Source organism: Myxococcus qinghaiensis (assembly GCF_024198215.1).
Lineage (GTDB): Bacteria > Myxococcota > Myxococcia > Myxococcales > Myxococcaceae > Myxococcus > Myxococcus qinghaiensis.
In genome coordinates, this window is the sequence record NZ_JAKCFA010000023.1 from 111,730 (window position 1) to 126,537 (window position 14,808).

The 14,808-nt window shown below is 66.6% G+C and carries 14 protein-coding genes; 2 read left to right on the forward strand and 12 right to left on the reverse strand.

Annotated features, from left to right (window positions below; genetic code table 11):
- Positions 1-177 precede the first annotated feature (177 nt).
- The 5 genes from LZ199_RS34820 to LZ199_RS34840 form a co-directional block, all read right to left on the reverse strand.
- Positions 178-642 (reverse strand): hypothetical protein, encoded by a 465-nt coding sequence (locus tag LZ199_RS34820; protein ID WP_253998079.1) that lies wholly within the window; start codon positions 640-642, stop codon positions 178-180.
- Between the two features lie 290 nt (positions 643-932).
- The gene (locus tag LZ199_RS34825; RefSeq protein WP_253998080.1) at positions 933-1,316 is read right to left on the reverse strand and encodes a DUF4150 domain-containing protein; all 384 of its coding nucleotides are present in this window, start codon (positions 1,314-1,316) and stop codon (positions 933-935) included.
- A gap of 52 nt (positions 1,317-1,368) precedes the next feature.
- On the reverse strand, positions 1,369-2,394 hold the full coding sequence (locus LZ199_RS34830; RefSeq protein ID WP_253998081.1) for a DUF2169 family type VI secretion system accessory protein: 1,026 nt from the start codon (positions 2,392-2,394) through the stop codon (positions 1,369-1,371).
- 28 nt (positions 2,395-2,422) lie between these two features.
- Positions 2,423-3,709, reverse strand: coding sequence for a TIGR02270 family protein (locus LZ199_RS34835; RefSeq protein ID WP_253998082.1), 1,287 nt, complete (start codon positions 3,707-3,709; stop codon positions 2,423-2,425).
- Positions 3,710-3,719: 10 nt separating this feature from the next.
- Positions 3,720-4,205 carry a DUF6484 domain-containing protein gene (locus LZ199_RS34840; protein ID WP_253998083.1) on the reverse strand — a complete coding sequence of 162 codons (486 nt, stop codon included), beginning with the start codon at positions 4,203-4,205 and terminating at the stop codon, positions 3,720-3,722.
- Between the two features lie 184 nt (positions 4,206-4,389).
- On the opposite strand from LZ199_RS34840, the gene LZ199_RS34845 reads away from it, so the two are divergent.
- On the forward strand, positions 4,390-5,454 hold the full coding sequence (locus LZ199_RS34845; protein WP_253998084.1) for a beta-ketoacyl synthase N-terminal-like domain-containing protein: 1,065 nt from the start codon (positions 4,390-4,392) through the stop codon (positions 5,452-5,454).
- 18 nt (positions 5,455-5,472) lie between these two features.
- Here the strand turns inward: LZ199_RS34845 and LZ199_RS34850 are convergent, their stop codons facing one another.
- The 3 genes from LZ199_RS34850 to LZ199_RS34860 all read right to left on the reverse strand — a co-directional run bounded on the left by LZ199_RS34850 (position 5,473) and on the right by LZ199_RS34860 (position 7,992).
- Positions 5,473-6,039, reverse strand: a complete 567-nt coding sequence (locus LZ199_RS34850; RefSeq protein ID WP_253998085.1) for an imm11 family protein — start codon at positions 6,037-6,039, stop codon at positions 5,473-5,475.
- A gap of 15 nt (positions 6,040-6,054) precedes the next feature.
- On the reverse strand, positions 6,055-6,957 hold the full coding sequence (locus LZ199_RS34855; RefSeq protein WP_253998086.1) for an AHH domain-containing protein: 903 nt from the start codon (positions 6,955-6,957) through the stop codon (positions 6,055-6,057).
- 159 nt (positions 6,958-7,116) lie between these two features.
- Complete coding sequence (locus LZ199_RS34860) at positions 7,117-7,992, reverse strand: class I SAM-dependent methyltransferase (protein WP_253998087.1); 876 nt, start codon at positions 7,990-7,992, stop codon at positions 7,117-7,119.
- Positions 7,993-8,067: 75 nt separating this feature from the next.
- Between LZ199_RS34860 and LZ199_RS34865 the strand changes: the two genes are divergently transcribed.
- Positions 8,068-10,164 carry a sulfatase-like hydrolase/transferase gene (locus tag LZ199_RS34865; RefSeq protein WP_253998088.1) on the forward strand — a complete coding sequence of 699 codons (2,097 nt, stop codon included), beginning with the start codon at positions 8,068-8,070 and terminating at the stop codon, positions 10,162-10,164.
- Between the two features lie 52 nt (positions 10,165-10,216).
- Here LZ199_RS34865 and LZ199_RS34870 read toward each other — a convergent pair whose 3' ends face one another.
- The 4 genes from LZ199_RS34870 to LZ199_RS34885 are packed head-to-tail and all read right to left on the reverse strand — an operon-like array spanning position 10,217 to position 14,718.
- Positions 10,217-10,579: a VOC family protein gene (locus LZ199_RS34870; RefSeq protein WP_253998089.1), complete on the reverse strand. Its 363-nt coding sequence runs from the start codon at positions 10,577-10,579 to the stop codon at positions 10,217-10,219.
- A gap of 25 nt (positions 10,580-10,604) precedes the next feature.
- On the reverse strand, positions 10,605-11,453 hold the full coding sequence (locus LZ199_RS34875) for a helix-turn-helix transcriptional regulator (protein WP_253998090.1): 849 nt from the start codon (positions 11,451-11,453) through the stop codon (positions 10,605-10,607).
- Between the two features lie 57 nt (positions 11,454-11,510).
- On the reverse strand, positions 11,511-12,992 hold the full coding sequence (locus tag LZ199_RS34880) for a potassium/proton antiporter (protein WP_253998091.1): 1,482 nt from the start codon (positions 12,990-12,992) through the stop codon (positions 11,511-11,513).
- Positions 12,993-13,026: 34 nt separating this feature from the next.
- Positions 13,027-14,718, reverse strand: coding sequence for an ATP-binding protein (locus LZ199_RS34885; protein ID WP_253998092.1), 1,692 nt, complete (start codon positions 14,716-14,718; stop codon positions 13,027-13,029).
- Positions 14,719-14,808: the final 90 nt, after the last annotated feature.

The following is a 14,808-nucleotide window of genomic DNA, read 5'->3' on the forward strand; positions in this document are numbered from 1 at the left end:
GGATGTGGCGGGCAATCCAGCGCGCTGCTTGCCTGGCTTGGTTGGTGTGGTCGTTTGACTACGAAAGGATTGGGGTGCGGCGCATGTGAAGCCAGACACGCGCCGCCTTGGGGTAGCGCGGGGAATCCGAATCACGGGTGGGACGCCGCGATGTCACGCGGCGTCGCACGAGTGGGCTCAGGAGCAGGGAACCCAAGCGGGGTAATAGACGGTGCTCGACCGGGCTCCCGTGGAGTCGACGACATACATCTTGGGTTTTACGTCGACCTCCGCGGGGAACGTTTCGCTGGGCTCGTAGCAGCCATAGCTGCGCAGAGTGGTCCCCGGGTTGAAGAGTGAGGTGTAGACCTTGTTGGTGTCGTAACGGAACGTCTGCTGTCCCCAGTAGAAGGTGTAGGGCGGGACGCCACCGGAGGCCGATGCGACACAGTCGAGGTGTCCAACCGGAGGAGGAGTACAGGTCAAGGACGCCACAGGGGCCGTCAGGTTGGCACCCAGGGCTTCGGTTCCATTGCCCACCTCCTCGGGGACAGGCTCGCCCGGGCTCGACTCCAGTTCAGGCGCGCCACCACAGGCGGTCAGCGACAGGCTTGCGGCAAGGACAGCGACAAGGCTCCGGCGACGAATCACAGAGTATGGCATTGTGGGTCCTCCAGGGATGGAAGGACTATGCCTGATCGCTGTGTCTGGGAATAGTCGAGTCAGGAATGACATGCGGAGGAAGCCCTGCTGCTCGTCAGGGAATGGCTCCAACTCTCCCGTGCGTGAACGGGGCACCGCTCGTCGCAGGTGCCCCGAAGGCGCCATTACGGGCAGAGGGCGATGGTGCAGTACGGCGGCAAGCCCCCTGCCTGGTAGCGGCAGTTCTGGTTGTCGCGACAATACGCGCTGAGTCAGCAAGACGTGCCTGGCGCGGGCCCAGAGATGACGACCTACCCCATGGTGTTCTTCTTGTTGTGGAATAGCGGGTCCCCGAGCCGGCAGACGTTCTTCCCCTCGAACTTCACATCGAACGAGTACAGCATGAATTCCGCGGGCCCCTGGGTCGAACCGCTCACGACACCTCCCCCGGCGGTCCCAGCCTCATCACCTGATGTCGACTTGTATTGCGCACCCTTCACCATGGGCATCTTGCCATTGACCGTCACCTTCTTCGGTCCCTTGCTCGCATCCGAAGACTTGCCGATGTTTGGATAGGGGATGGGCACGGGCCCTCCCGGACTGGGCGTCTTGCATACATCTGGAAAGACGATGCTCTGCCCGCCTCCGTCCTCTGTCGCAATCCCTCGCCCATTGGCGAAAATCTTGGTTCCCATCCAGTTCTCCTCGGGTGTTGCCGTCCGCATCGCCAGGCATGGACATGCCGGGCTATTCCTCCACTCCCTCCAGGGCTTTCACCCCGAAGCGTACTTCCTGAATCTTCAGTGAGCGTTTGTCGCAGTTCACGGCCCCGCGCCATGTGAGGCATATCTGTCCGGCGTCCGGCTCCAGCGACACGGTTTCCAGCCGGAGAACTGGGCGTTCCAGCGTCCCGCCGATGCACGCCTCGACCTTCCACTCACAACAGGGCAGCGCGAATCGATGACTCCCCTGGGGCGACACGTTCAGTAGCTCCACCCCTTCGCCTCCCTTCAACCCCTCGTGTGCCCGTAAGGAGGGAGGCGCCACCTGGAAGAAGGCCGGACTGAAATCCACCGGAAGGTAGGGGGCACGGGTCGACTTCCAGGTCGCGCCGTAGGTTCCCGCACACCCCTTTCGAGGTTGCCAGGACGGAGCTATCGGGCCCGGGGCCATGGGAGCAGGCGTGTCCGAGATGCCGCGGATGAGATTCTCGGGGTCCTCGAGATTGGGAAGAGCGCGTCCCTTCATTTCCGAAGCGCTGCGCCTTCCCCTGAAACCTCGGCCCACGGGATTGCGCGCTTCACCCTGCACTTCTCCACCCTCTGTCTCATGAACGCCTCCAAAGGCCCTCTCCCAAACGAGCGGCATCGTCACGAAGGGGTCCGGAGATGATGCCGTGGGAGAAAACACGCCCCCTTGCCAATGGCGATCCCCGAAGACCTGAAGCACTTGCCGAACAGGCCCCACGCGAACGGAGACCCAACACGTGTCGACGGGCTTCCCGCGCGGTGCGTAAGCCGAGCCTTTCAACAGGATATCCGTCCCTGGCTTCAACAGATGCGCCTCGGTCGCATGCTTGAGGCTCGATTGTCCGGGGGCGCCCCAGTGCTCATCCGCCAGCACCAGCGGCTGCTGCTTTGACGCAATGGACAGGCGATTCCCCTCCAGCTTGAACGTGGCCTTGACCACCGTGTAAAGCGTGTCCACTCCCTGTTCATCTGGGAACAGGAACAAACCCGGCACAAAAGGAGACTCGTTGCGGAGCTGGAGCATGGATATCCAAGAACCCTCGACCCGAGGTTCATCTCCATTCGAGGCGGCCAAGGGGAAGCGCCGCGGCCTTTGCCTGTGTCAACGCGGTGTACTGGATGCGCGTCCAGGCTCGAGTTGGGATGAAGAGTCTTCGGCGGGTGCGTAAATCCAATGCTCGCGCCAGCACGTGCCGACGTCGCAAGGGGCCTTGCTCCAATGCTTCGAGGAGCACACCTGCCTGGAAGGGTTGCCCCCTCAAATAACGAGTTCTCCCGTCGAGGTTCGCACGGGTCGCATGCCACCAGCGGGCGACGGCTTCGACATCCGGCACGGGAAGTTCGTCCTCGGGTCGCGGCACGAAATCCGCATCAAGGTCCTCCTGGTTCAAGGGAATGGGTTCTTCCAGGGCCTCCTTCGGGGGCACGACATATGTTCCTTCCAGTCGCAGCCCTGAGATGGCGCAAAAAGCCTCTCCCGCGAGCCGGGCCACCTTCAGATTCGAATCCTCCATCCATTCCAGGCAGGCGTCCGCGGCGGCAAGTCGTCCACTGAACCCGAGTGCCCATAGCGCTTCCATGCGCCTTTCGGGCACATGCAGTAGCGAGAGCAGCAGCGCCAGCTCCGTCTCTTCACTCCCCAGCGCCCAGAGGACCATGGGCTCATGGGCGTGGTCGTCCCCCTTCTCCACGGCTTTCTGGCAGGCAGCCCATGCATCGCGAACCCCCATCGCCAATCCCCACTCGATGGCTGCATCGCGAATGTCCGGATGAGCGGAGACAAGGGCGTGCGTGAGTGCTTTTCGGGGAGTTGAATCCGACAGGTTGCGGATTCCCTTCATGGCGGCGATACGGACCCGTGAGTCGTCGCTGGTGAGGAATGGCACCAACTGGAAGTCCTCGATGTCGTTTCGGGCGACGAGCACCTCCAACGCCGTGGCGGTCACGTCCAGGTCGTCCGAGGACAGCAGTGGCTGCAGGACGTTCCCGAGTCGTGACTGGTCGCAGAGCTCCAAGGCTCTCCGCACGGCGGGGCGCTGGGCCAGGCTCGCACCTCGCACCAGGGCCAGCACGCCTTCGGGGACTGCCTTGACCAACAAGGCGTAGGCCACGACGCTTGCGCGCCAGTCCTCCTCGGAATCCAGACCAGGATGGAGAAGGGCTGCCGCCACTTCCTCCCCGCCTTCCGCCAGCCCCTCCAAGTGAGCCAGCAGCCGGACTTCCAGCTCCGCCAGCTCCGAGAGGTCATGGTCCGGCGCAAGCAAGGCTCGCTCCCATCGCCCCCATAACCAGGTCGCCTCGTCGAGATGCTCCTCGAATACGTCCTTCATGTATCGCATGGTTGCGTGCTCATCCGAGCTGGATCGACCCACCCTTGATGCGATTCACACCTTCGGACTGCGTCTCGACATAGGTTCCCTTGATGATGATCTTGCCGTTGCGCCGCAACGTGATGCTCGCCTTGCCGCACTGAAAGACCAGCTCATCCTCACCTTCGATGACATGAACCGAAGAGGTCAGGTCCGTGGTCGCTGGTGGGGCAAGTGAAGCGGGGGGAGTCCCCAACGAAACGATGATGGGGAGCTGGGCATCTCCATCCTCGAAGCGCAGCTCGACCCGCCTTCCGCTTTCGATGGAGGCACGCACCGCGCTCGAATCGAGTGGAATCGTCTTGCGAGCGATTCTGGGCCCCTGCGTGTTGCCGATGAAATCCACGAGAGGCTGCCCTTGTTCGTCCATTCCGACGATGCGGCCCTCACGACCCTCCCAGATACACTCATCCGCTTCTTCTTCGACAAGACCACTCCCCAGCTGCGTGGGCATTGGCGAGGCCATGAGTCCCGGTTCGTTGGCAAGGGTGTGCTTCAGGCAATACGCTACCATTGCATCGGTTGTCAGACAAAACGCCCGGAATGCCTGCTAAGAAAGAGCCCGGTGTTGAACCCTGTCATCTGGAAGGTGGGGCGGTGTGGCTGGGATTCACACTGCTGCCCACTTGGGGCAGGAGAGGCGGAATTCCATGAACGAGATTGCAGACATCCTGTCCATTGGAATGACCACGCCCGTAGGCCTCACTGCCGGAGCCTCGGCGGCGGCTGCGCGGGCGGGCATCTCCCGCGTGAAGCTTTCCTCCATCCAGGACAGCAGACTTCAGCCCTTGCGCGCGGCCTTCCTGGAAGACGAATACCTGCCACCGCTGACCAAGGGACTCCGGTTCGATGAGCGCCCGCTGACGTCCCGCTACCGGCGCATGCTCCGGCTGGCGACGCGAGCGCTCCAGGAGGCGTGTCCTGACGGTGACGCTCCACCTCTGTTCCTGGCTCTGCCCGAGACGCCGAACCCGGAGGGGCCCATCGGTGCTTCCTTCCTCGAACACCTGTCCGTGCAGTCCGGCGTGAAGTTCGACCTGTCCCAGAGCCGCGTCTTCCCTCTGGGAAGAGCTGGGGGACTGGTCGCCATGGAGAGCGCTTGTCAGGCCCTGCGCGAAGGACGCTTCCGCACGGTGCTCGTGGGAGGTGTGGACACCTACCTGGACCTCGGCTTGCTCGGAGCCTTGGAAATGGAGGGCCGGCTCCTCGTGGAAGGCGCGCTCGAGGGGTTCATTCCAGGAGAAGGGGCGGCCTTCCTGTGCCTCGGAACATCCAGGGAGGCGCGGCGACGGAAATGCGCTCCCCTGGCGCGGTTGCTGGCGCTCGGCCAGGACAAGGAACCGGGGCATCTCTACAGCCAGGAGCCCTACCGGGGAGAGGGGCTTGCCCGAGCACTGGGTCGGCTTTTCGCTGCCAGCCAGGCGCACAGGCCAAGGGTTCGCAGCGTGTATGCCAGCTTCAACGGCGAGAACTTCTGGGCCAAGGAGTGGGGTGTCGCGCATCTGCGCCACAGCCAACACTTCGAGGATCACCTGCACCTCGAGCACCCCATCGAGTGCATGGGAGACCTTGGCGCCGCACTCGGCCCCATGATGTCGGGCCTCGCGGCCCTGGGGCTCGACAAAGGCTACCGGGCAGGACCCATCCTCGTGTGGGCCTCTTCGGACCGGGAGAGCCGAGCCGCGGTGCTTCTAGGAGAAGCACGCGGAGGTTGAATCCGGGCACCAGCCTGTTCAGGACTCCTCGACCTCGATGGCGGAGATTCCCCAGCCGCCCTTCCGGGGGTTGTCCTGAAGGGCGTCAATGACACGCTCACTCGCGAGGAGTGTCCCCATGTTCTCAGCCAGCCGGAACAAGTCGAAGGGGCGCGCCTTCTTCCCATCCACCACGAGTTCAGTGAAGCCAGCGAAGGGCGTCCCGCCTGGAGAACTCATGATTTCGGTATACTTCGACTTCGACATGTCCGCTGCCGCCACCAGGCCGAGGACGTTGATGGCGAAATATCCACGCCATTGCGCACCTGCCCCCTTTCCCTGGATGGTCGCCTCGAAGCACTCGAAGTTGTCCACGCCAATCCGCCTGAGGAGCTCCACGAGGTCGGCGGACCACACCGGAATGGATGCTCCAAGAAAGGCCTTGGGCGGGTTGGTCTGAGTGAAGTTCGACTCGAAGACGAGAGGGCGCGGAAGCGGCTCTGTGATTCGCGCTCCCCCCAGGAACGTGGTGCCAAACCCCGGAAGAGGAGGGTCTTCCCTGAGGCCGGCGGTCGCGTAGATATCGGGTTCGAGTCGGAAGAACATGCGCGCTTCCTCGGATTACAATGAACGAATCTTCTTGGATTTGAGTGCCTGGCTCCGCCGCATGGCGTGTGCCGAAATGAAGTACGTCCAGGACGCGGGACTCGACAGTTGAATCTCGTTGCGAATCCATCCGGAGATGAGGTCCAGCATCTCATTGACCCGCCAGGCGGGGTCATAGGGAGGTTTCGATGGCTTCGCCTCGCAAAGAGAGCACACCTTCGACCAGGCCACGATTCGATTGTCGAGTTCGGTCAGGCGCTTGGACACGACATTCGGGTAGCTCTCAGCGGAGCCTTCCTCATCGGTGATGGCATGCTTCCCGTAATGGAACTGGCCCTCCGTCTTCATGGCGAAGTCGGCAATCTCGTTCTTCTCCAACTGCGTCAGCGCGTCGGGGTGGGGACTGGGATGTGCATCACGCTCCCAGGGGCGCTCCGGGGTGCGGCCACGGAGCTTCTTGACGTTCTCCGGAGCGGATGCGAGCCAGGCACCATTGTCTGAGTTGTTGATGGAGTACCCCGTGTCCTTCTTGATGGCTTTCCCTTTGCGTATCCATCTCTCGATGGAGTGTCCGTCCATCACCTTTGCGTCGCCTTCCGACTTGAGCAGGCGTTGCTTGCCAGGGATGAGGTGGTGGGCTTCGTACGAATAGGGACCGAATTCCGGATGTGATAACGGAGGCGACGGCCTGGGCTGTGCCTTGGATTTCGCCTGCCGCTGCTCCCCTCCATCCTTGGGCCTCGCTCCCCCCTGCTGTGACGGGAGTTCGTCCGGAGCCACCATGATTTTCCCGAGAACCGTACCGGTGGCCTTCGCACCAGGATGACTGACGAAGTCCTCGTCCTTCGTCGCGGGACAGAATGGGCATTTCTCCGGGTCATGGGCGGATGCCTGCGAGATGACTTCTCCCATTTCCATAAGCGCTCCCCTCCATCCGAATGCACCCATCTGTCTAGTCCTTCCAAGGCCTCTGGGTCCAGTGTGGAGAAGTCTGGCGGAGGCCGGAGCTGAAGCCAGTTGTGCGAAGCTTGACGACGTCAGTGCATGGGCTCATACCCTGCACAGGTCGTAGCGGTGTCACCGGCTTCGGTTGATGCCCGATGACGCGGCCGGCGCCCGCGCGGAAATCCACCAGCAGGCCGCGGTGAAGCGGATCTCCTCCCCCTGCACGAAGGTGTCGAAGGCCGCGCGCACCGCGTCGAGGACCCGCGTGCGAGTCTGCTCATCCGCCCCTTGAAGGAACGAGCCCACGGGACCGAGCCTACTCAGGTAGCGGACCAGGTCCTTCTCAGGGAAGGCGCAGTTCACGTCGATGGGCCGGAGCTCGACATCGGTCCAGCCGCTCTGTTCCAGAATGGCTTGGACGCGGCTCGGGTCCGCGAACGCGAACTGCCCCGGTCCCTCCGTTTTCCGAGCGGGGAGGTTCGGCAACAGCGGCGCGGCCGCGCGCTCGGCCGTGGTCATGAACGGATTCTCCGAGGCACTCCGCCAGGCGATGAACCTCACCGTGCCGCCGTCCCTCACGGCCCCGCGCAGGTTCGTGAAGGCCCGGACCGGGTCGTCGAAGAACATCACCCCGAAGCGCGAGATGAGCACATCGAAGCTCGCGGGCTCGAACGCGTGGCGCTGCGGGTCGGCGTGGATGAAGCGCGCCGGTGTTCCGTCCTGCTCTGCCCGCGCCCGGGCGACGGCGAGCATCGGCTCCGAAATATCGATGCCGACACAGCGGCCATGTGCTCCCAGGTGCCGTGCGACAGCGAGCGTGGTGGCGCCCGTGCCACAGCCGATGTCCAGCACCCGGCCTCCGGAGTCCGGGGACACCGCCGCGACGAGCAGGTCCTCGAACGGCTTGAACATCCCATCGAGCACCTCCCGCAGGTCGACCCAGGCGTTCCCGGAGGTGCCGTTCCACATCTTCGTCTGCTCGTTCTCGGGCGCGTTCGTGGCACTCATACGTGTCTCCTTCGACTTGCCTTCAGGCAGCGGAAGCTCAACTGTGCCAGTTCAAGTCGACTTGAGGTCAAGCGGGTGAGAGACCTGGACATCACGGAGGTGGCGCGGCGGTCCGGCGTTCCCGCCTCGACACTCCGGTTCTACGAGGCCAAGGGCCTGCTGTCCTCCACTGGCAGGCGCGGCCTGCGCCGACTGTTCGCTCCCGACGTCCTGGAGCGACTGGCGCTCATCGCCCTGGGGCGCGCCGCCGGCTTCTCACTGGAGGACATCGCGCGCATGTTCGCGCCGGACGGACGCCTGCGCCTGGACCGGAAGCTGCTCTCGGCCAGGGCGGACGAACTGGACAGGACGATTCGCGAGCTCGGCGGCATGATTCGCACGCCCACGCTGATGAAGCTGGCCCAGCAGGGCCTGCGCTACACGCACTTCACCACCACGGCGCTGTGCTCACCCACGCGCTCCTGTCTCGTCACGGGCCGCAACCACCACTCCGTGGGCATGGCCAACATCACCGAGCTGGCCACGGGCTTCCCTGGCTACAACGGCCGTCAGCCGCAGGACAAGGCGGGCATCCCCGCCATGCTCCATCAACACGGCTACACCAGCTACTGCATCGGCAAGTGGCACAACACGCCGTCCGAAGAGACGACCATCGCGGGGCCCTATGACCGCTGGCCCACGGGCTCCGTCTTCGGCTTCGACCGCTTCTATGGCTTCCTCGGCGGTGACTGCGACCAGTGGGAGCCGAAGCTCTTCCTGGACCGCGAGGCCGTCGACGCGCCCGCCACGCCCGAGGAGGGCTACCACCTGTCCGCGGACCTGGTGGACCGGGCCATGAGCTGGATTTCGCAGCACCACTCCGCGGACCCGGAGAAGCCGTGGCTGACGTGGCTCGCACTGGGGTGCGCGCACGCGCCCCACCACGTCGCGCCCGAGTGGGCGGACAAGTACAAGGGCCAGTTCGACCTGGGCTGGGACGCCTACCGCGAGAAGGTGCTGGCCCAACAGAAGAAGCTGGGCATCATCCCCGAGCACGCGAAGCTCGCGCCCATGCTGGAGGGCGTGCAGAAGTGGGACTCGCTCTCCGCCGACGAGAAGCGCCTCTTCGCGCGCATGGCGGAATTGTACGCGGGCTTCATCGAGCACGCCGACGCGCAGCTCGGCCGGCTGATGGAGTTCCTGGAGCGCACGGGGCAGCTCGACAACACCCTGGTGTTCGTCTTCATCGGGGACAACGGCTCCTCTGGCGAGGGCACCCTGACGGGCCTGTTCAACGAGCAGTCCATCGCGAACAGCGTCCAGGAGACGGTGGCTCGGAACGTGGCGCGCATCGACCAGTTCGGCCAGCCCGGCTCGTACAACCACTACCCGGTGGGCTGGGCCATGGCGGGCAACACGCCGTTCCAGCTCTGCAAGCAGTACACGCACTTCGGCGGCGTGCGAAACCCGCTCATCGTCCACTGGCCTCGCGGCATCGAGGCAAAGGGCGAGCTGCGCACGCAGTACCACCACTGCATCGATATCGTCCCGACGATTCTGGAGGCGATTGGCGTGGAGGCACCGCGCTTTATCAACTCGGTGCAGCAGGCCTCCGTCGAGGGCTTCCCGATGAACTACTCGTTCAACGATGCGACGGCGCCGACCAACCACGTCACCCAGTACTTCGAGATGCTCGGCAACCGGGGCCTGTACCACGACGGCTGGAAGGTCGTGACGTACCACGGGCGCAAGCCGTGGGAGAACAAGGCGCGGTGGAGCTTCGACGAGGACCACTGGGAACTCTACAACGTCGTCGACGACCCCACCGAGTCCAATGACCTGATGAAGGGCAGGGACCGCGCCAACCTCAGCGACCCGATGGTGAAGAAGCTCATCGAGCTGGTGGGCCTGTGGTGGGCGGAGGCGGGGCGCTACCAGGTGCTGCCGCTGGATGACCGCTTCCAGATGCGCGCGCTGGGCCGCGCGGGGCTCTACGCGGAGCGCGAGCGCATGACGTATTACGAGGGCGCCGTGCGCATCCAGGAGTTCGCCGGACCGGACACCAAGAACCGCTCCTGGGAGATGACGGCGAAGGTGGAGGTGCCCGCGGGTGACGCGAACGGCCCCGTCGTCGCGCTCGGTGGGAGCTCCGCGGGCTTCACGCTGTATCTCAACGAGATGCTGCGGCAGTAGTGCGCCGTGAAACGCTCCCGGCCCGTCCGCGCCGGGAGCGTCACGCCCCAAGTCACTTCAGGCAGACGGCCTCGACGTTGTTGCCGTCGGGGTCCTTCAGGAACGCGGCGTAGTACGTGGGGCTGTAGTCGGCGCGCACGCCCGGCTTCCCATTGTCACTGCCGCCGGCCTCCAGTCCGCCGGCGTGGAAGCGGTCCACGGCTGTGTGCTGCGAGGCGCGGAACGCCAGGTGGCCGCCGGGCCCCGTCGCGCCTTGGGTGGGGTAGAGCCACAGCGCGGGCTCACCCGGAGGGCCGAAGCCCGCGCTGGAGTCGTCCCGCGAGCACAATCCAAACCCCAGGGGCGCGAGCGCGGCGGTGTAGAAGCGCACGCTGGCGTCCAGGTCCTTCACCTTCAAGCCGATGTGGTCGAACACGATGACCTCTGTGTGAGAGAGGCCGTCACCGTACGGGGCGGAGCCCGAGTCGCTCTTGGAGGAAATTGCGCTCGCCCCGGGCCGCCTGACGGAAGCGTCCAGGAGACACGCCCGCGGCGCGGTGGAAGGTGCGCACGAAGTTGGAGAGGTCGCCGAAGCCCACGTCGAAGGCCACGTCGGTGATGGAGCGCGAGTCATCCGCGAGCAGGCGCGCGGCATGGCGCAGGCGGGAGCGCAGCACGTACTGGTGCGGCGTCACGCCGACGACCTTCGAGAAGAGCCGCAGGAAGTGGAACGCGCTGAGCCCCGCCTCCCTCGCCGCGCCCTCCAGGTCGATGTCCTCGCCCGAGTGCGCATCCAGCCACAGCGCCGTCTCCACCACGCGCCGCCGGTCCACGGGCCGCGCCGACGGGGCCTTGTCCTCGCGTCCGGTGATGACCTCGGCGAAGCGGGCCGCGAACACCAGCCCCACCTCGTCCATCCCCAAGTCACTCGCGCCCTCGGCGGTGGCCTGGGCCAGCTCCCCGAGCACCATCAGCTCCGGCAGGGGAGGCACCCCGCCGCTCCGCCAGGCACGGGGCGACAGCCCCATCGACTCCAGCAGCGCCGGGGCCAGCTTGAAGGACAGGCACTCATCGCCTCGGAGGTGCTCGTGCGAGCACATGTACTCGTCCCCGGGGTGGCCAATCAGCAGCGAGCCGGCGACCAGCTCGAAGGCCTCGCCGCGCGTGCGGTAGCAGAAGGTGCCCTTGCGCACATAGGCCACGGAGAAGGCGCGGTGCTGCTCGACGAAGGGCGCGTCCTCGGGGCCGGCGTCGCACCGGAAGTCCAGCACCTGAATCGACTCACGCTCCAGGACTGTCGACACCCGCATCGTCCGCCCAAGCTAATGGCGGGGCCATACCCGGGCAACGGAAAGCCAAGGCCGGAGCTACTCGTCCTCCTGCTGGCCGAAGAGTAGCCGCAGCAGGGACAGGTCCTCGGTATGGCTGATGACATACACGTGGTCCCCCTGCTGGAACACGGTGTCGCCCTTGGGGGCGACGAGCTCCTGGCCCCGCACCAGGAGCATCGCGGAGGAGCCCGGGGGAAAGGGCAGGTCCGCCAGCCGCTCGCCAGCCACGGCGGACGCCTTGTCGATGTAGAACGAGCTGACCTCGCCCTTGAGGAGCTGGGTGGAGGCGATTTCGAGCACGGCCTGGGGCGGCTCGGGCACGTTGGCGGCCAGGCCCAGCTTGCGCGTCACCCACGGCACCGTGGCGCCGGGCACCAGCCCGTTCACCACGACGATGAAGAACACGATGTTGAAGATGTCTCGCGAGCCCGGCGTGCCGGACAACACCGGGAAGGTGGCCAGGATGATGGGCACCGCGCCGCGCAGCCCCACCCAGCCCGTGTAGACGATTTCGCCCACCGGAAACCGGAAGGGCAGCAGGCACAGCAGCACCGCCAGCGGCCGCGCCAGGAAGGCCAGGATGAGGCCCAGGCCCAGGCCCACCCATGCCACCTCCACCAGGTTGCGCGGATACACCAGCAACCCCAGCACCAGGAACATCAGCACCTGGGACAGCCACGCCAGCGCGTCGTGCACGCGCAACAGGCCCGTGCGATAGCGGATGGTCTCGTTGCCCAGGGCGATGCCGACGATGTACACGGCCAGGAAGCCGCTGCCATTCAGGAGCGTGGGCAGGCCGAAGGCCAGGAGCGCCAGCGCCAGCGTCATCACCGGGTACAGCCCCGCCACGCGCAGCCGCAGCCGCTTGAGGAGCAGCCGCGCCCCCCAGCCCATGGCCAGTCCCAGGCCGGCCCCCACCACCATCTGCACCAACGCCTCCCACGCCAGCTCCCACCCCGGCGGCTTCCCGCTCGCCAGGGTGTGCGTCAGCCCGGTGGTGAGGATGACGGCCATGGGGTCGTTGAGCCCCGACTCCAGCTCCAGCGTGGTGCCCACCCGCCGCTTCAGGTGCAGCCCGCTGCCGCGCAGCACGGAGAAGACGGCCGCCGCGTCCGTGGAGGAGACGATGGCGCCCAGAAGCAGCGCCTGTGTCCACCCGAAGCCGAAGAAGTAGTGCGCCGCCGCGCCCATCAGCGCGGCCGTGGCCACCACGCCCACCGTGGCCAGCGCCGCCGCCGGGCGCAGCGCGGAGTGGATGGCCGCCAGCGGCGTGTTGAGGCCGCCGTCGAAGAGGATGAGGACCAGCGCCACCGTGCCCAGCCGGAAGGCGAAGCCGTAGTTGTCGAAGTCGATGCCACCGGGCCCGTCCGAGCCCGCCGCCATGCCCACGCCCAGGAACAGCAGCGCCACGGGAATGCCGAAGCGGCCGGAGGCGCGACTGAACAGCACGCTGAGCGCGAGCAGGGCGCCGCAGACAGCGAGCAGGAAGGCGGTGGGGAGCGGCTCCGTGGTGACCATGTCCGGGGAGGACTCTACCTGTCCCCGGAGAAACTCAGGCGTCCACGCGCGACGACGTGCGGGTGGAGTGGGTGGCGGAGGACAGGGGCAGCGTGAAGGAGAAGGTGCTTCCCTTGCCCGGCGTGCTCCGGGCCTGGATGCTGCCGCCGTGGGCCTCGACGAGCCCCTTGGCGATGGCGAGCCCCAGGCCCGTGCCCCGGCTGGCCGCGTCGCGCGCCTGCCAGTACCGGTCGAAGATGTGCGGCAGCGCCTCCGCGTCGATGCCGGCGCCCGTGTCCTTCACGTGGAAGCACACCTCGCCGTTGCGCACGGCCGCCCCCACGTCCAAATCTCCTCCCGCCGGCGTGAACTTCACCGCGTTGCCCAGGAGGTTGCCCATCACCTGCAGCACGCGCGTCCGGTCGCACCGCGTGCGCACATCCTCGGGCGGGGGCTGGGGGTGCAGGTGCAGCCCCTTGGCCTCGGCCAGGGGACGGATGGACTCCATCGCCTCCGCGACGAGCCCCGCCACCGAGTGCTCGCCCAGCTCCAGCGGCAGCCCGCCCGCCTCCAGCCGGCCCCAGTCCAGCAGGTCGGAGATGAGGCGCGACATGCGGTCCGTCGCGTCCTGGATGCGCGTGGCCTGCTTCGTGACGATTTCCCCCCCCGGCCGCGCGCCCGGACCGCGCAGCAGCAGCGCCGCGCCCAGCTGCACCACGCCCAGCGGGTTCTTCAAGTCGTGCGAGACGACGGCCAGCAGGTCCTCGCGCGCCCGCGCGGCCCGGCGCGACTCGCCCACCAGCCGCGCGTTGTCGATGGCCAGGCTGGCGCGCAGGCACAGGTCCTCCGCCAGCGCCAGGTCATCCGGCCCATACCGCCGCCCGGAGCCCGACGACACGAACGTCACGGCGCCCAGCGTGTTCCCGCGCGCTCGCAGCGGGATGATCATGTACGAGCGCGCCTGGAGCGCGCGCAGCAGGGTGGGGTGCGCGGGCTCCGCCGCCGCCGCGCGCAACAGCGAGTCCGTCACCGCGGGCACCAGCTCCGACTCCCCGGTGCGCAGCACGCGCAACAGGCCCACCGGCGCGTCGTCGCGCTTCTCGATGCGCTGGGGCAGCGCGCTCGCGCGCTCCTGCTGCGTCGGGTCCAGGCACGCCACCGCCACGCGGGACACGAAGGGGCCCTGCTCCAGCGCGTCCACCAGACACCAGTCCGCCAGGTCTGGCACCGCCAGGTGCGCCAGCAGCGTGTACATGCCGTGCGGGTCGGGCGGGTGGGTGAACAGCGTCGTCATCGCCTGATACAGGAACGAGCGGCGGCGCTCGGCCTGCTCGACTTCGGCGCGCGCCAGCTGCTCCAGCTCCAGCGCGCGCGAGTACACGGCCTCCGCCTCCGTGAGCGGCCTCGCCGTCACCAGCACGGTGCTGGCGGCGCCGTTCTCGGGAGGCAGCGGCGTGAGTACCAGGGCGTGGCGGCGCAGCCCCGCGTCCACCGGCCATGGCAGCTCCACGGTGATGGCGTCGCCGCGATTCGAGGCCTGGACCCGCGCCGCCTCCAGCCGCGCGGCGTCCTCCAGGGGCACGCCCAGCTCTCCCCAGTGCCGGCCCGCCAGCCCCTCCGGCCCCTGGCCGAACGCCCGCGCCCCCGACGTGCTGCACGCCAGGATGCGGCCCGTGGCATCCAGCACATAGGCCGGGTCGGGAAGCGCCGTGAAGGCGCTGAGGAAGGAAGGCAGGTGGGTACTCATCGAGATGGGGAGGGCTGACGGGATATTGACATCGCCCACCCCCAAGGCCATTCCGGGACAGGCGGGCTCCGCTCAAGGATTCAATACTGG